This window comes from Pseudomonas juntendi (assembly GCF_021560075.1).
GTDB classification, from domain to species: domain Bacteria; phylum Pseudomonadota; class Gammaproteobacteria; order Pseudomonadales; family Pseudomonadaceae; genus Aquipseudomonas; species Aquipseudomonas juntendi.
In genome coordinates this window covers 3,247,692-3,264,220 of record NZ_CP091088.1, presented here as the reverse complement: position 1 = coordinate 3,264,220, position 16,529 = coordinate 3,247,692, and the positions used below count along the sequence as shown (strand labels likewise).

Sequence of the window (16,529 nt, the reverse complement as noted above, 5' to 3'; positions counted from 1 at the left end):
GTTCGTACAAGTTGAGGTATGACAGATGAAGTGGATGGTGGCCGCGTTGACACTGGCACTGGGTGGCTGTGTCAGTGTTTCCGAGTTGGAGCAATCGCATGCGACCCTGGATGTGATTTCTGGCAAGACGCCCCGGGAGTATGCCGATTGCGTCAAGGCGCAGCTTGCCGACAGCCGTGACCCACTGGTGGAAGAGCGGCGCGGTGACGGCCTGCGCCTAACGGTGCCGCAGAAGCTGACAGCAGGTGCTGGCCCGGCCGCCCTGCTGGATATCGATGAGCGTGGCGGCGGCAGCAGCATCAAGCTGCATGAGCGGCTGAGCAACTTCCCGTTGCGCCTGGGCGATGTGCGCACGGCAGCTACCCGCTGCATCTCGGGGAGTTGATCTGAGGCAAGTAAAGGGCGGTTAATGGGCTATTGGCCATCAGATCGGCCGGCCTGACGTTGTTGCGATTTCCCCGACGGGGCTAGTATCCATTTGCTTATGTTTTTTAAGCCTAAGCTTATAACAAAAGAAATGGAGATTCGTGATGACACCGTTGAGTCGCGTCGTGATCGGCAGCCTGCTGATCCTGGCCTGGCCCGGGGCGCATGCCGCCGATGGCCAGAAAATTTTCACCCAAGGCGGGGCCAACCCCGCCGCCCTGGCTTGCCTGGGTTGCCATGGCCCGGACGCCAAGGGCATCGCTGCGGCGGGCTTTCCGCGGCTGGCCGGCCTGCCGGCTGCTTACCTCAGCAAGCAATTGCATGATTGGCGCAGTGGCAGCCGCAAGCAGGCGGTGATGGAACCGTTGGCCAAGGCCCTGAGCGAAGAGGAAATCACCGCCGTCAGCAGCTACCTGGCCAGCCTGCCGGCAGTCAAGGTTGTTGATGGGCGCCGCCAGCAGATTGCCGGTGACCCTACCACCCGCCTGGCCCTGTACGGCGACTGGGACCGGCATATCCCTGGTTGCGTGCAATGCCACGGTCCGGGTGGCGGTGGCGTTGGCGAGCACTTCCCGCCTTTGGCCGGGCAGCCTGCCAGTTACCTGGTGGCGCAGCTCAATGCGTGGCGCGACGGCAGCCGCAGCAATGACCCGAACCAGCTGATGGTCGGCGTGGCAAAGGCCATGACCGATGACGAGATCAAGGCTGTTGCCGAGTTCTTCGCCCGCCCCGCCAGCCAGGAGATCAAACCATGAAACCGCTGATCCCTGCTCTGTTGCTGCTGGTTGTGGGCAGTGCCCAGGCCGCGCCTATCGCCATGGAAGATCAGTCGCAACTGAAGGTCCCCGGCAAGCAGACCGCCCCGCAGTTCACGCCCCCGGCGGAAGACGAGCTGCCCGCCAATGCCTTCGGCAAGATGGTGCGTGAAGGCCATGCCTTGTTCGTCGATACCCGCCGGCTGATGCCCGAGGCGGTGGGCAACGGCATGAACTGCAGCAACTGCCACCTCGACCAGGGGCGTATGGCCCATTCGGCGCCACTGTGGGGCGCGTACCCCATGTACCCCGCCTATCGCAAGAAAAACGACAAGGTCAACACCTTTGCCGAGCGCATCCAGGGCTGCTTCCAGTTCAGCATGAATGGCAAGCCGCCGGCCGCGGACAGCCCGCAGATGACGGCGCTGTCGGTGTACGCGTACTGGCTGTCGACCAAGGCGCCGACCGGCGTCGAAATTGCCGGGCGCGGTTACCCGGAAGTCGCGCAGCCTGCAGGCGGGTACGACTTCACGCGTGGCCAGCAGGTGTACCGCGAGCAATGCGCGATTTGCCATGGTGACAACGGTGAAGGGCAGAAAGTGGCGGGCGAATATGTGATGCCGCCGCTGTGGGGCAAGGACAGCTACAACTGGGGCGCCGGTATGCACCGTATCAACACGGCGGCATCCTTCATCAAGTACAACATGCCACTGGGCAAGCCGGGCAGCCTCAGCGACCAGCAGGCCTGGGATGTTGCGGCATGGATCAACCGGCATGAACGGCCGCAGGATCCCCGCCTGGTAGAAGGCTCTGTCGAGAAGACGCGGGTGAAATTCCATGCCAATGACGGCGTGAACCTGTATGGGCAGAAGGTCGATGGCGTGCTGGTCGGGCAGGGGACCGGTAGCTGACGGGTGCCAGTAGCGAACGCTTGGCGGGTAAACCTGGCCTGCAACGGTGGTTTTGGAAGCAGGTTTACTCGCCAGGAGGCCACCACAGGCATGCGTGAGCTGTGGCATTTCACTTGCATGTCTGCTGGCGATATTTGCGATCCCTCGGAACTATCTACACTTGCTTATCTCTATCTACCCATCGGTTGGCCGCAGGTCAGGCATTGTAAGGTTTGTGCCGCCTGATTAGACTGCGCCGAATTCCACAGGCCTAGCCTTTTGTAAGGACGTATATGATCAAGAAATGCTTGTTCCCGGCAGCCGGCTACGGTACGCGCTTCCTGCCTGCTACCAAAGCCATGCCCAAGGAAATGCTGCCGGTGGTCAACAAGCCACTGATCCAGTATGGCGTTGAAGAGGCATTGGATGCCGGCCTGAGCGAAATCTCCATCGTGACCGGCCGCGGCAAGCGCGCCCTGGAAGATCACTTCGACATCAGCTACGAGCTGGAAAACCAGATCAAGGGCACCGACAAGGAGAAATACCTGGTCGGTATCCGCCGTCTGCTGGACGAGTGCTCGTTCTCGTACACCCGCCAGACCGAAATGAAAGGCCTGGGCCATGCCATTCTCACCGGGCGCCCGCTGATCGGCGACGAGCCGTTTGCAGTGGTGCTGGCGGACGACCTGTGCGTCAACCCGGAAGGTGACGGCGTGCTGACCCAGATGGTCAAGCTGTACAACCAGTTCCGCTGCTCGATCATCGCCATCCAGGAAGTCGACCCTCAGGAAACCAACAAGTACGGTGTCATCGCCGGTGACATGATCCGTGACGACATCTTCCGCGTTACCAACATGGTCGAGAAGCCCGCACCGGAAGATGCACCTTCGAACCTGGCGATCATTGGCCGTTACATCCTGACGCCGGATATCTTCGACATCATCAAGAACACCGAGCCAGGCAAGGGCGGCGAAATCCAGATCACCGACGCGCTGATGCAGCAGGCGCAGAACGGCTGCGTGATCGCCTACAAGTTCAAGGGCAAGCGCTTCGACTGCGGTGGCGCCGAGGGCTACATCGACGCGACCAACTTCTGCTTCGAGAACTACTACAAGACTGGCAAGGCTTACTGATACAGCCGCTGCTTGTAGCAACATTGCGATGACTGGGGCCGCTGCGCGGCCCTTCGCGGGCAGGCCCGCTCCTACAGTTACCGCGCATGCCTTTGGCGTGCGCCCACCTGATGGGGCGGGTTTGCCACGAAGGGCTGCAAAGCGGCCTCAGTGCGTTATGCTGGGCGCCTGCTAGGAGAGAGAACACATGGCCTACGATTTTGATCTGTTCGTGATTGGCGCTGGCTCCGGCGGGGTGCGCGCTGCGCGCTTCGCCGCTGGTTTTGGTGCAAAAGTGGCAGTGGCTGAAAGCCGTTACCTGGGCGGCACCTGTGTCAACGTCGGCTGCGTGCCGAAAAAGCTGCTGGTCTACGGTGCGCATGTGGCCGATGAACTGGAACAGGCTGCCGGTTACGGCTGGTCCCTGGAAGAAGGGCACTTCGACTGGGGCACCCTGATTGCCAACAAGAACCGTGAGATCGAGCGCCTGAACGGCATCTACCGTAACCTGCTGGTGAACAGCGGGGTGACCCTGCTGCAGGGGCACGCGCGCCTGACCGGGGCCAATGAAGTGGAAGTGGAGGGCCAACGCTACAGTGCCAGGCACATCCTGATCGCCACCGGCGGCTGGCCGCAGGTGCCGGACATTCCAGGCAAGGAACTGGCAATCACCTCCAACGAAGCCTTCTACCTCAAGAGCCTGCCACGCCGGGTGCTGGTGGTCGGCGGTGGCTACATCGCGGTTGAGTTCGCCGGTATCTTCCAGGGCCTGGGGGCGGCTACTTCGTTGCTGTACCGTGGCGACCTGTTCCTGCGCGGTTTCGATGGTTCGGTACGTACCCACCTGAAGGAAGAGCTGGAAAAACGCGGCCTCGACCTGCAGTTCAATGCCGATATCCAGCGCATCGACAAGCTTGAAGACGGTAGCCTGAAGGCCACGCTCAAGGATGGTCGCGAGTTGCAGGCCGACTGCGTGTTCTATGCCACCGGCCGACGCCCGATGCTGGACAACCTGGGCCTGGAAAACACCGGCGTCGAGCTGGACGAGCGTGGCTATATCCGGGTCGATGAACAATACCAGACGACCGCGCCGTCGATCCTGGCCATTGGTGACGTGATTGGCCGGGTGCAACTGACCCCGGTGGCGCTGGCCGAAGGCATGGCGGTGGCACGGCGCCTGTTCAAGCCCGAGCAGTACCGCCCGGTGGACTACCAGAACATCCCCACAGCCGTGTTCAGCCAGCCGCCAATCGGTACCGTGGGGCTGACGGAAGAACAGGCGCTGGCGGCAGGGCACAAGGTGCAGATATTCGAAAGCCGCTTCCGCGCCATGAAACTGACCCTGACCGACATCCAGGAAAAGACCCTGATGAAGCTGGTGGTCGATGCCGACACCGACAAGGTGCTGGGCTGCCACATGGTCGGCCCTGATGCCGGCGAGATCATCCAGGGCCTGGGTATTGCTTTGAAGGCCGGTGCCACCAAGCAGCAATTCGACGAAACCATCGGTGTGCACCCGACGGCCGCCGAAGAGTTCGTCACCCTGCGTACGGCTAGCCGTTGATCTATGCGTTACGTTGAAGGGGCGGGGCAGCCCGCTCCTACAACTGAGTCTTCTATCAAGTACCTCTGGCTATAGCCAAAACCAATCACGAGCATGAGCTTTGCCAATGAGCCTTCAGCGGGATGATTAGTTAGGATTCTATCCATCAACTGATTCCAACCCCATGAAGGAGCGTCTCTCATGCCAATCATCAACAGCCAGGTCAAACCGTTCAACGCTACCGCCTACCACAAAGGCGAGTTCGTGCAGGTCAGCGAAGCCGACCTGAAAGGCAAGTGGTCCGTCGTGTTCTTCTACCCGGCCGACTTCACCTTCGTTTGCCCGACCGAGCTGGGTGACCTCGCCGACAACTACGCCGAGTTCCAGAAGCTGGGCGTGGAAATCTACGGCGTGTCCACCGACACCCACTTCACCCACAAAGCCTGGCACGACACGTCGGACACCATCGGCAAGATCCAGTACCCGCTGATCGGTGACCCAACCCACGTCATCTCGCGCAACTTCGACGTGCTGATCGAAGAAGCTGGCCTGGCCGATCGCGGTACCTTCGTGATCAACCCGGAAGGCCAGATCAAGATCGTGGAACTGAACGACGGTGGTGTAGGCCGCGATGCAGCTGAGCTGCTGCGCAAAGTGAAAGCTGCCCAGTACGTTGCTGCCCACCCAGGCGAAGTTTGCCCGGCCAAGTGGAAAGAAGGCGAAGCCACCCTGGCGCCATCGCTGGACCTGGTCGGCAAGATCTAAGGCCATGCGCGCAACAACGCGGGCGGTAGGCAGCCGCCAAAGCTGAACAAGCTACCGCCCCGTCAAACGCCCGGGCGACCTCGCCTGGGCGTTTTTGTATCCGAGTATTGAAGAAGGAATCGCCCGTATGTTGGACGCCACGCTTAAATCGCAACTGAAAACCTACCTGGAGCGGGTCACCCAGCCGATCGAGATCGTTGCCTCCCTCGACGACGGCGCGAAGTCCCGTGAATTGCATGACCTGCTGGTGGAGATCGCCAGCTTGTCCACACTCATTACCCTCAGCGCGGACGGCACCGATGCGCGTCGACCTTCGTTCTCGTTGAGCCGCCCGGGTGCTGGCGCCGATGGCAAAGGTATCAGCCTGCGCTTCGCCGGCATCCCCATGGGCCACGAATTCACCTCGCTGGTGCTGGCACTGCTGCAAGTCGGCGGCCACCCTTCCAAGGCCAGTGCCGAAGTGATCGAACAGATCCAGGCATTGGAAGGCGAATTCACCTTCGAAACCTATTTCTCGCTGTCGTGCCAGAACTGCCCGGACGTGGTCCAGGCGTTGAACCTGATGGCCGTGCTCAACCCCAACGTGCGCCACGTGGCCATCGACGGCGCGCTGTTCCAGGGTGAAGTGGAAGCGCGCAAGATCATGGCAGTACCGAGCATCTACCTGAACGGTGAGTTGTTTGGCCAGGGGCGCATGGGCCTGGAGGAAATCCTCGGCAAGATCGACACCAGCGCCGGTGCGCGCCAGGCTGAGAAGATCAACGCCAAGGACGCTTTCGATGTGCTGGTTGTGGGCGGTGGCCCGGCTGGCGCGGCGGCTGCCATCTACGCAGCGCGCAAGGGCATTCGTACCGGCGTGGCTGCCGAGCGCTTCGGTGGCCAGGTACTCGACACCCTCGCCATCGAGAACTTCATCTCGGTGCAGGAAACCGAAGGGCCAAAACTGGCGACTGCACTCGAAGAGCACGTCAAGCAGTACGACGTCGACATCATGAACCTGCAGCGCGGCGAAGCATTGGTTCCGGCCACCGACGGCGGCTTGCATGAAGTGCGCCTGGCGGGCGGCGCATCGCTCAAGGCCAAGACTGTGATCCTGGCCACCGGTGCCCGCTGGCGTGAAATGAACGTGCCGGGTGAGCAGGAATACCGCGCGCGTGGCGTGGCTTACTGCCCGCACTGCGACGGCCCGTTGTTCAAAGGCAAGCGCGTGGCGGTGATTGGTGGTGGCAACTCGGGTGTTGAGGCTGCCATTGACCTGGCCGGTATCGTTGCCCAGGTGACGCTGATCGAATTCGACAGCCAACTGCGCGCCGACGCGGTGTTGCAGCGCAAGCTGCACAGTTTGCCTAACGTGAAAGTGATCACCAGTGCGCTGACTACCGAGGTGCTTGGCGACGGCGAGAAAGTCACTGGCCTGCGCTACAAGGATCGCGCCACGGACGAGCAGCATGAAGTCGCGCTGGAAGGCATCTTCGTGCAGATTGGCCTGTTGCCGAACACCGACTGGCTCAAAGGTACCGTCGAGCTGTCACCGCGCGGCGAGATCATTGTGGATGCCAAGGGCCAGACCAGCATTCCAGGGGTGTTCGCTGCGGGGGACGTGACCACCGTGCCGTACAAGCAGATCGTGATTGCGGTGGGTGAGGGGGCCAAGGCTTCGCTGGCGGCCTTCGACCACCTGATCCGGACCTCGGCACCGGCGTAAGCCTGGGCTGGCCCTGCCTTCGAAGGCGGAGCAACTGTCTTTCTCAAAATTTGAAAAGCCTGCGCGATTCACCTGTGGGAGCGGGCAAGCCCGCGAAGCAGGCGACGCGGTGTCTGGCACCGGCTGCGCCGGTGTTCGCGGGCATGCCCGCTCCCACAGGGGGTCTGCGTTGGCTTGGAGTTGCCGCCGTACTTGCAGGAGCAACTGTCTTTCTCAAAATTTGAAAAGCCTGCGCGATTCACCCGTGGGAGCGGGCAAGCCCGCGAAGCAGACGACGCGGTGTCTGGCACCGGCTTTGCCGGTGTTCGCGGGCATGCCCGCTCCCACAGGGGGTCTGCGCTGGCTTGGAGTTGCCGGCGTACTTGCAGGAGCAGCTGTCTTTCTCAGAATTCGAAAAGCCTGCGCGATTCACCTGTGGGAGCGGGCAAGCCCGCGAAGCAGGCGACGCGGTATCTGGCACCGGCTTTGCCGGTGTTCGCGGGCATGCCCGCTTCCACAGGGTGTCTGCGTTGGCTTGGAGTTGCCGCCGTACTTGCAGGAGCGGCTCTAGCCGCGAAAAGGCCAGCACTCGCAAGGGATCAAACCCAGGCTGTCTATGCTTACTGCATACACCCTCAGGAAGCCGTATCATGACGCTGATCAGCCGCGAACCCTGGTGGCTAGTCCCGCCCAAGCCCGGTCAGACGGAGCAGGACCTGCATTGGGGTTACCTGGAAATCTACGCCGACGGTCGCACCGTATTCGTCGACCAGCGCCCCAGCGACCGGGAGCTGGCCGAGCGCAAAAGCTGCCGCAACTTCCCCGACCCCGAGCCGTGACCGCCTAGCCTTCCAGGTCTGCCAGGCGCGCTTCCAGCGCTGCGATGCGGGCTTCAAGCGCTTCAATACGCTCCTGCGACACGCTGCTGCCACTGCTGCGCTGGCCGCCCTCCTGCTGACGTGCAGCAAGAATCGCCTCGATCTCCGCCGGGTCGCCCAACGCATGGGTATAACGGTCCTCGCGCTGGCCCGCCTGGCGCGGCAGGTGCAAGGCCAGGTCGCGCGAGGTCAGGCGCTCCAGCTGGTGCTGGATCTGCTCGGTGTCGTCGAAATCATGCAGGCGGTTGCTGCGGGTCAGCAGTTCGTTGAGGGTCTGCGGGCCGCGCAGGAACATCAGGCCCATCAGCACCAGTTGCGCCGGTACCAGCTCCAGGGCCTTGTCCACCCGCTGCTCCCAGCGATCGGCGCGGCTGCCCATCTGCAGGCGGGTCATGCCCTGCGCTTCAAGGTTGCGCAAGGCCTGGCCGACCTGGCCTGGTGTAAGGTTCATGACGGGCTCTCGGCTGGTCTTCTGGTTGCAGGCCAGGACCAGGGCGTTGAGGGTCAGCGGGTAGCTCTCCGGGCTGGTGGCCTGCTTTTCGATCAACGCGCCGAGGACACGGATCTCGGTGCTGCTCAAGCGGCCTTCACCGGCGGTTTCGTATTCTGACATGGCCCTGTCTCATTACTGGGGAAAGGCCACTAGGGTAGGTAATGCCATCGTGTAAGGCAATTGCGGCTGCTGGTGAGAGCGGGTGAGCCCGCTCCGGCCAGCAGCCCGAAGAAAATCCAGGCGCTACGCCGAATGCCGGTCAGTCAAGACGTGGTGGTGGAGCCCATTGCCGGCAAGCCAGCTTGTATGGTTAGACTTGAAGGGAGGAGGAGGGACAAAGCCAGCTTCTGACTGTTAGCGCAGTACAGACCGTGGGAGACCTCGCCCCTCCTCCCTTTTCACCCAAGCGCCGATAAAGAATGCTTCCGGGCTCGGACCGACGAAAGACACAAGCCAGCGCCTCTGGGTGACCCTTCAAGTACTCCAACACTATCGAGGAGAGTTGCTCATGGCAATGGTGGTTGCTGATTCAAAGCGGCTGATTGGCGTGGATGTGGCCAAAACAGAATTGGTCATTTGGGACGATGAATCAGCAGAACTCATAGCAATCCCCAATACTAAAGCAGCTATCAAGAAATGGCTCAAAGGCCTCTCGGGTGCGATGTCCGTCGCTATCGAAGCGACCAACATCTATCACGTCCTGTTTACGGATCTGGCCTTTGAGTTCGGGCATACGATTTACGTGGTAGATGGGTACGCCCTGAGCCATTACCGTAAAGGTGTCAACGTACGCGCTAAGACTGATGCAATTGATGCCCAGCTGTTGGCCCGCTATCTGAAGAACGAAGGGCAGGACCTAACGCCTTGGGCACCGCCACCGGCTATCTATCGACAGCTTCTGAGCTTGTTCCGGCGACGTGCAGGACTGGTTCAGGCACGAACCAGCCTGACTCAGGGGTGGGCCAATGAACCGCTACTCAAAGCCGCCTTCAAGACGCATCTGCGTGCGATGCAGCGGCTTGAGCTGCTGGTGGAGAAGATGATCAAGGGCCTGCTGGAAAAGGCCGGGCTGATGCCTCAGGTAAAGCGCTGCATGAAGGTCGAAGGGGTGGGTTTTCTAACTGCTGCTCGCCTGACAGCGACGTTTCAGCGTGGCAACTTCAGCGGGGGTGATGCGTTTATCGCCTTTTTGGGTATGGATCTGAGGATTGCGCAGTCGGGGCAGAAAAAAGGGCAATCCAAGCTCACGAAGCGAGGAGACCCCGAAGCTCGACGCCTCCTTCACAACGCGGCTATGTCAGCATCCCGCACAGCAGCATGGAAGTCGTACTACGAAGAGCGCCTGGCGCGTGGTTTTAGCACGACAGCATCGCTTGTCATGCTCGCACGCAAACTGGCGCGAGTAGTATTTGCCCTACTGAAAAGCGGAGACGAGTATCGGTCAAAAGCCGCTTAAAAAACTTCCCTAAAACCATAGAATCTCCCACAGGGATCGCCTTGGGGCTGACAGGTGTTTGCCACAAGGTATGGCAGCGCCTGTTAGAGCGAGCGCCGCCCGCGCGGCGCAATCGCGAGCTGCGCTCGCTCCTACGTTTGTTTCGGGCCAATTATTCCTGTGGGATTCGCGCGCGAACGCCTTGGTGCATGCCTCAATATCGCGCCGTACAAACAAGGCGTTCGCGCGCGAATCCCACAGGAATAATTGGCCCGAAACAAACGTAGGAGCGAGCGCAGCTCGCGATTGCGCCGCGCGGGCGGCGCTCGATCTCACAGGCGCTGAAGATGCAGCGGCCATAGAATCTCCCACAGGACCGCACTAAGCTTGAGCTCTGCACTGCACCTGTGGGAGCCCGGCTTGCCGGCGATGGGCCGCAAAGCGGCCCCAATCGCTTGACTGACCGACATTAGCCGTTACGCCGCTCTTCAGCCAGGCACGCCGCGGCCGTGAACAGCACATCGGTTGAGGAGTTCAGCGCGGTCTCCGCCGAATCCTGCAACACCCCGATGATGAAGCCCACCGCAACCACCTGCATGGCAATTTCGCTGGGGATGCCGAACAGGCTGCACGCCAGCGGAATCAGCAGCAGCGACCCCCCTGCCACGCCGGAGGCACCGCAGGCACAGACGGCTGCCACCACGCTGAGCAGCAACGCTGTCGGCAGGTCGACCGGGATACCCAGGGTATGCACTGCGGCCAGCGTCAGCACAGTGATGGTGATCGCCGCACCGGCCATGTTGATGGTGGCACCCAGCGGGATTGACACCGAATAGGTGTCTTCATGCAAGCCAAGGCGCTCTGACAGTGCCAGGTTGACCGGGATATTGGCCGCCGAACTACGGGTGAAGAACGCGGTGATGCCGCTTTCGCGCAGGCACAGCAAGGTCAGCGGGAACGGGTTGCGGCGGATTTTCCAGTACACGATCAGCGGGTTCATCACCAGCGCCACGAACAGCATGCTGCCGATCAGCACTGCCAGCAGGTGCAGGTAGCCGAGCAAGGCGTTCAGGCCGGATTGAGCCAAGGTCGCGCTGACCAGGCCGAAGATGCCCAGCGGGGCAAAGCGGATGACTACACGTACGATCAGGGTGACACCGTTGGACAGGTCCTCGACCACGGTGCGGGTGGTATCTCCCGCATGGCGCAAGGCCACGCCCAGGCCCACGGCCCAGGTCAGCACGCCGATGAAATTGGCGTTGAGCAGGGCGTTGATCGGGTTGTCGACCGCGCTCAGCAACAGGTTCTGCAGTACCTCGGTAATGCCGCCCGGTGCGCTGAGCGTGGCTTCGCCGGTGCTGAGCACCAATGATGAGGGGAACAGCGTGCTGGCGATCACGGCCACCAATGCCGCGGCGAAAGTGCCCAGCAGGTAAAGCCACAGGATCGGGCGAATGTGGGTTTCCTGGCCATGCCGGTGGTTGGCGATCGAAGCCATGACCAGAATGAATACCAGTACAGGTGCCACTGCCTTGAGGGCACTGACGAAGACCTTGCCGAGGAAGGCCAGGTCGCCGGCCACGCTGGGGGCCAGCAGGGCCAGGGCGATACCGGCGAGCAAGCCGATGACGATCTGCGTCACCAGGCTGGTACGGTTGAGGAGGCGGAAAACAGAGGTCATGTGCAGCGTTATCTCGGATTCTGTAAAGGGCGGGACTTTAGCACAGAGCCTTGCCGGGCGGCCCGGCACGTTTCGCGGCCAGTGCCGCCCCGCAAGCGAATGCAGGCAAGGCCGTGCGAACCAGCCCGGTCACCAGTGGAACAGCTCTCGCCGTGCCCCCTCGGTAATCGCCACGATCCCCGGGTGCTTGACCTTGCGCTCCACCGAAATGGCATAGAACGACTCATGCACAGCCTCGGTCTGCCCGATCAGTTGCACGCCGTACTGTCGGCACACTTCCTCGGCGATCACACTGGGTGCAACGAAGATGCCGCTGCCCGACTGGCCGAAGGCCTGCATCAATGCGCTGTCATCGAACTCGCCGACAATGCGGGGCTGCACCTGCTGCTCGCCCAGCCACCGCAGCAAGCGGCTGCGCACCACGGTTTCCTGGCCGGGAATCAGCAGGGGGGCGTCCTGCAAGCAGGCAGGAAAGGCACCCGGGTAGCGCTTGGCCAATGCAGGGGTGGCAAAAAAACTCAGGCCGCATTCGCCAAGCTTCTGGCTGTAGCCCTTGATATCCAGGTTGTTGGGCATGGGGCTGTCGGAAATCACCAGGTCCAGGCGCTGGATGGCCAGGTCGCCGAGCAGCCGTTCGAGCTTGTCTTCGCGGCAATTGATGCGCAGCACGTCGTCCAGCTCCATGGTCGGGGCCAGCAGGCGATAGACGATGGACTTGGGTACCACATCGGCTACGCCCACTCGGAACAGGATCTGCTCCTGTGGCCCGGCGCGCAGCATGGCCTCCAGTTCGCCACCAAGCTGGAACATCTGTTCGGCATAAGCCAGCGTCTGGCGGCCGGTTTCGGTGAGCTCCAGCTGCCGCCCCACACGCTGGAACAACTCCAGGCCGTAGGTGTGTTCGAACAGGCTGATCTGCCCGCTGATGGTTTGCGGGGTCAGGTTCAGCTGTTCGCTGGCGCGGGCGATGCTGCCGGTCCTGGCCACTGCCCAGAAGTAGTGCAACTGGCGGTAGTTGAGCACGCTGTTTTCCCGATTCGTAAAACCCGAAGTATAACCCTTGAAAATACGAATTTTCCTGATGTATCGGCGTGTCTAGAATCCTTCGTTATCAGGCGCCTCGTGCGCTGCTGAAGTCACCACAAGCGAGGAACCCATGCTGCACTTGAAATCCATCGGCACGCCGCTGGTACTGGCCCTGGCGCTGTTTGCCCTGGCTGGTTGCGACCAGGCCGAGAAGTCCGCCCAGCAGATGCTCGACCAAGCTGCTCAATCGGCCAAGCAGGCCATCGACGATACCAACAAGGCCGCCCAGCAGGCGCTGAGCGAAGCCATTGGCAGTGAAGGGCAGAAGCCCGTGCAAGCTGAAAAGAACGAAAAAAGCCAGGAAATCTGACCCCAACCGCCGTTGCAGGATGTGAACAATGGAATATCTGCTGGAACTCGCCGCTAGCCCTACCGCCTGGATTGCCCTGGCTACGCTGGTGGCCATGGAAATCGTACTGGGCATCGACAACCTGATCTTCATCTCGATCCTGACCAACAAGTTGCCGGTGGCGTACCGTTCCAAGGCGCGGCGCATCGGCATCAGCATGGCCCTGATCATGCGCCTGGCGTTGCTCAGCACGGTGGCCTGGATCGTCCAGCTGACCGACCCGGTATTCGAAGTGTTCGGCAACGCGTTCTCGTGGAAAGACATGATCCTGATTGCGGGTGGCCTGTTCCTGTTGTGGAAGGCTACCAAGGAAATTCACGAAAACGTCGACCCGCACGGTGCCAAGGAAGAGGCCAAGGTGGGCTCCACGGTGACCTTGGGCTTCGCTGCGGCGATCTTCCAGATCCTGCTGCTGGATATCGTGTTCTCGGTAGACAGCATCATTACCGCCGTGGGCATGACCGAGCACCTGCCGATCATGATCATCGCCGTGATCACTGCCGTGATCGTGATGATGGTCGCGGCCGACCCACTGGCCAACTTCATCAACGACAACCCGACTGTCGTGATGCTGGCCCTGGGCTTCCTGATCATGATCGGTATGACGCTGATTGCCGAAGGGTTTGGTGCCCATGTGCCCAAAGGCTACGTGTACGCTGCGATGGCGTTCTCCACCGCAATCGAGGTCCTCAACATTCTCGCACGCAGGGCGCGGCTCAAGCGTGAGGCAGCTGAGCATTGACGGTGGGCAGCGGGGCGCTTTGCGCCCCGTTTGGCTGCTGAATGCTGCGCGGTCAGTGCACCCCCGCAGGCCGCCGTGCTCGCTGTACGTGCCGGGTTTTGGCCGGCACCTGCGGCGGTTGTTGATTGGGTTGTGCATGACGCCGCACGATACGTAGTACACCCCATAGCATGGCGGCTGCGACGCTCAGCCACATGCTGACCAGCATGAGGATTGCCAGGGTCAGGCTCATCTGTGCCTCCATCGCTGCGGCAAACGCCAGAGTGACCGGCGTTTGCGTTCCAGACACTGCTTTAGTCTAGCCTTTCGCCTGGGACGTTCCATCGAACAAAGGTCTATCTCTGAGTCCGATTCGCTCCAAGCCGTTGTCGGACTATACCCGCGCCGTCGTCGGACCTATGATCACTGGCCAGAGCTGGGCGCTGCCTGCCCGGCGTTGGAGCAAGCGAGTGTCCATGCAGCAATCTTCCTTCAAGAGCGCCCGGCGGCTGCTGTCGGCCTTCATCGTGGCAGCCAGCCAGCCTGGCGGGCTGTGCCAGTGCGCCGCCCGCCAATCTCAAAGGCCTGCCGCAACGGGTCGAAATCAGCAGCGTGCCGTTCTACCGGGGCAACGCCAACCATAGCGGCGCCATGGCCCTGGCAGCAGTGTTGTCGCAACAGGGGGCACCGATTACCCCGGGGCTGCTGGACAAGCCCCTGAACCTGCCACAGGGTGCCGATGCTTTGGACACCGCCATCCCTCGCGTGGCACGGGACTACGGCATGGTGGTGTACCGCCTGGACAAGCAACTGGATGCGCTGTTGACCCAAGTGGCGGCGGGTAACCCGGTACTCTTGCGCTACGAAGACGGTTCCGCCTGGTGGGGCGAGCCGCGCTATGCGGTGCTGATCGGTTATGACCGCTACAAGCAGCGGGTACTGCTGCGCTCGGGCATGCACCGCCGGCACATGATGGCATTCGACGCGTTCGCTTCGGCGTGGGCCGAGCAGGGCAGTTGGGCAGTGCTGGTGCAGCCGCCACGGCAATTGCCGGCTGAAGTGGATAGGCAACGCTGGTTGCAGGCGGCGGAAGAGTTGTCGCGGGCGGGGCAGGAAATCGCGGCGAAGCAGGCGGTGAACAGCCTGAGCAAATGATCGTTCCCATCATGGCCTTTTCGCAGGCAGACCCGCTCCTCCACAGAGCGTGTGCGCACCGCACAGCCCCATGGAGGAGCGGGTCCCGCACCGAGGAGGCCCGCTACATCAGAAACCCAGGCGATCACGCAGGCTGTAGTACCAGGCACCGATAGCGCTGAACGGCACGCGCAGCATCTGGCCGCCTGGGAACGGGTAGTGCGGCAGGCCGGCGAAAGCGTCGAAACGCTCGGCCTGGCCGCGCAGGGCTTCGGCCAGCACCTTGCCCGCCAGGTGGGTATAGGTCACGCCGTGGCCCGAGCACCCCTGGGAGTAATAGATGTTGTCGCCGATGCGACCTACCTGTGGCAGGCGCGACAGGGTCAGCAGGAAGTTGCCGGTCCAGGCGTAGTCGATTTTCACGTTCTTCAGTTGCGGGAAGGCCTTGAGCATCTTCGGGCGGATGATCGCTTCGATGTTGGCCGGGTCACGTGCGCCGTACACTACGCCACCGCCGAAGATCAGGCGCTTGTCGCTGGTCAGGCGGTAATAGTCGAGCAGGTAGTTGCAATCTTCCACGCAGTAGTCCTGCGGCAGCAGGGTGCGCGCCAGCTCTTCGCCCAGGGGTTCGGTGGTGATCACCTGGGTGCCGCATGGCATGGATTTGGCGGCCAGCTCTGGCACCAGGTTGCCCAGGTAGGCGTTGCCAGCGACGATGATGAACTTGGCGCGGACCTTGCCCTGTGGGGTATGCACCACGGGGTTGGCGCCGCGCTCGATGCGCACGGCCGGAGTTTGCTCATAGATGATGCCGCCCAGCGACTCGACCGCCGCAGCTTCGCCCAGCGCCAGGTTCAGCGGGTGGATGTGACCGCCGCTCATGTCGAGCATGCCGCCGACGTAGCTGTCGCAGGCCACGACCTCGCGGATGCGCTTCTGGTCCATCAGTTCCAGCTGGTTGTGGCCGAAACGCTCCCAAAGGCGCTTTTGCGATTCCAGGTGGCCCATCTGCTTGCTGGTGAGCGCGGCGAAAACGCCGCCGTCCTTCAGGTCGCACTGGATGTTGTACTTGGCCACGCGCTCGCGAATGATACGCCCGCCTTCGAAGGCCATGTGGCCCAGCAGCTGGGCCTGTTTAGGGCCCACAGTGCGTTCGATCACGTCGATGTCGCGGCTGTAGCTGTTGACGATCTGGCCACCGTTGCGGCCCGAGGCACCGAAGCCGACCTTGGCGGCTTCGACGATGCTCACCTTGAAGCCGTTCTCCAGCAGGAACAGGGCGCTGGACAGGCCGGTGTAGCCGGCGCCGATGATGCATACATCGGTTTCCACCTCACCCTGCAGCGCCGGACGTGGCGGCACCGGGTTGGCCGAGGCGGCGTAGTAGGACTGGGGGTAGGGGGTGTTAGCCATGCTGCAGGAACCTCGTGTTTTATATTTTTAACGAATGTAGCGATGCTATCAATAATAATAAACACCCGCTAGTCGTCTGTTGAAAATCCCTCACACAGTCGCAAGCGACCCTTCTCTATAAAGAGGTTTAGATTCAGTAGCTTAGCGCGAAAAAAAGTGTTGAC

General features: G+C 61.7%; 16 protein-coding genes and 1 pseudogene. 12 read left to right on the top strand and 5 right to left on the bottom strand.

Going from position 1 to position 16,529, the window contains the following annotated elements:
- Positions 1-25: 25 nt before the first annotated feature.
- The 8 genes from L1P09_RS15140 (at position 26) to L1P09_RS15105 (ending at position 8,014) form a co-directional block, all read left to right on the top strand.
- Positions 26-385 carry a hypothetical protein gene (locus L1P09_RS15140; RefSeq protein WP_161893070.1) on the top strand — a complete coding sequence of 120 codons (360 nt, stop codon included), beginning with the start codon at positions 26-28 and terminating at the stop codon, positions 383-385.
- A gap of 145 nt (positions 386-530) precedes the next feature.
- Positions 531-1,181, top strand: coding sequence for a c-type cytochrome (locus tag L1P09_RS15135; RefSeq protein ID WP_235767794.1), 651 nt, complete (start codon positions 531-533; stop codon positions 1,179-1,181).
- Positions 1,178-2,092 (top strand): c-type cytochrome, encoded by a 915-nt coding sequence (locus tag L1P09_RS15130; protein ID WP_054906214.1) that lies wholly within the window; start codon positions 1,178-1,180, stop codon positions 2,090-2,092. The genes L1P09_RS15135 and L1P09_RS15130 overlap by 4 nt, the downstream gene beginning before the upstream one ends.
- A 272-nt stretch (positions 2,093-2,364) precedes the next feature.
- Positions 2,365-3,204, top strand: coding sequence for a UTP--glucose-1-phosphate uridylyltransferase GalU (gene galU / locus L1P09_RS15125; protein ID WP_009683182.1), 840 nt, complete (start codon positions 2,365-2,367; stop codon positions 3,202-3,204).
- A 187-nt stretch (positions 3,205-3,391) separates the two neighbouring features.
- Positions 3,392-4,747: a glutathione-disulfide reductase gene (gene gorA / locus L1P09_RS15120; RefSeq protein WP_009683181.1), complete on the top strand. Its 1,356-nt coding sequence runs from the start codon at positions 3,392-3,394 to the stop codon at positions 4,745-4,747.
- Between the two features lie 180 nt (positions 4,748-4,927).
- Positions 4,928-5,491 (top strand): alkyl hydroperoxide reductase subunit C, encoded by a 564-nt coding sequence (gene ahpC / locus L1P09_RS15115; protein ID WP_004375926.1) that lies wholly within the window; start codon positions 4,928-4,930, stop codon positions 5,489-5,491.
- A 127-nt stretch (positions 5,492-5,618) separates the two neighbouring features.
- Positions 5,619-7,196, top strand: coding sequence for an alkyl hydroperoxide reductase subunit F (gene ahpF, locus L1P09_RS15110; RefSeq protein WP_115293876.1), 1,578 nt, complete (start codon positions 5,619-5,621; stop codon positions 7,194-7,196).
- A 629-nt stretch (positions 7,197-7,825) separates the two neighbouring features.
- Complete coding sequence (locus L1P09_RS15105) at positions 7,826-8,014, top strand: hypothetical protein (RefSeq protein ID WP_029886312.1); 189 nt, start codon at positions 7,826-7,828, stop codon at positions 8,012-8,014.
- A 4-nt stretch (positions 8,015-8,018) separates the two neighbouring features.
- Here L1P09_RS15105 and L1P09_RS15100 read toward each other — a convergent pair whose 3' ends face one another.
- A complete protein-coding gene (locus L1P09_RS15100; protein ID WP_054906211.1) occupies positions 8,019-8,666 on the bottom strand; it encodes a YceH family protein in 648 nt (215 codons plus the stop codon).
- 388 nt (positions 8,667-9,054) lie between these two features.
- Here L1P09_RS15100 and L1P09_RS15095 point away from each other — a divergent pair, with 388 nt between their 5' ends.
- Entirely contained in the window at positions 9,055-10,002 is a 948-nt protein-coding gene (locus L1P09_RS15095; RefSeq protein WP_029886225.1) for an IS110 family transposase, read from the top strand.
- A 448-nt stretch (positions 10,003-10,450) separates the two neighbouring features.
- Here L1P09_RS15095 and sstT read toward each other — a convergent pair whose 3' ends face one another.
- Positions 10,451-11,662 carry a serine/threonine transporter SstT gene (gene sstT, locus L1P09_RS15090; RefSeq protein ID WP_054905237.1) on the bottom strand — a complete coding sequence of 404 codons (1,212 nt, stop codon included), beginning with the start codon at positions 11,660-11,662 and terminating at the stop codon, positions 10,451-10,453.
- Between the two features lie 129 nt (positions 11,663-11,791).
- Positions 11,792-12,685, bottom strand: coding sequence for a transcriptional activator NhaR (gene nhaR, locus L1P09_RS15085; protein ID WP_009682771.1), 894 nt, complete (start codon positions 12,683-12,685; stop codon positions 11,792-11,794).
- Between the two features lie 133 nt (positions 12,686-12,818).
- Between nhaR and L1P09_RS15080 the strand changes: the two genes are divergently transcribed.
- Together L1P09_RS15080 and L1P09_RS15075 are read left to right on the top strand one after the other, a co-directional pair.
- The gene (locus tag L1P09_RS15080; RefSeq protein ID WP_054905235.1) at positions 12,819-13,058 is read left to right on the top strand and encodes a hypothetical protein; all 240 of its coding nucleotides are present in this window, start codon (positions 12,819-12,821) and stop codon (positions 13,056-13,058) included.
- Positions 13,059-13,086: 28 nt separating this feature from the next.
- Positions 13,087-13,839 carry a TerC family protein gene (locus tag L1P09_RS15075; RefSeq protein WP_054905234.1) on the top strand — a complete coding sequence of 251 codons (753 nt, stop codon included), beginning with the start codon at positions 13,087-13,089 and terminating at the stop codon, positions 13,837-13,839.
- A 52-nt stretch (positions 13,840-13,891) separates the two neighbouring features.
- On the opposite strand, the gene L1P09_RS15070 is transcribed toward L1P09_RS15075, so the two are convergent.
- Entirely contained in the window at positions 13,892-14,071 is a 180-nt protein-coding gene (locus L1P09_RS15070) for a hypothetical protein (RefSeq protein WP_054905233.1), read from the bottom strand.
- Between the two features lie 166 nt (positions 14,072-14,237).
- Between L1P09_RS15070 and L1P09_RS15065 the strand changes: the two are divergent.
- Positions 14,238-14,973 (top strand): annotated as a pseudogene (locus tag L1P09_RS15065) (peptidase C39 family protein).
- 108 nt (positions 14,974-15,081) lie between these two features.
- Here L1P09_RS15065 and L1P09_RS15060 read toward each other — a convergent pair.
- Positions 15,082-16,365: an NAD(P)/FAD-dependent oxidoreductase gene (locus L1P09_RS15060; protein ID WP_009682777.1), complete on the bottom strand. Its 1,284-nt coding sequence runs from the start codon at positions 16,363-16,365 to the stop codon at positions 15,082-15,084.
- Positions 16,366-16,529 lie beyond the last annotated feature (164 nt).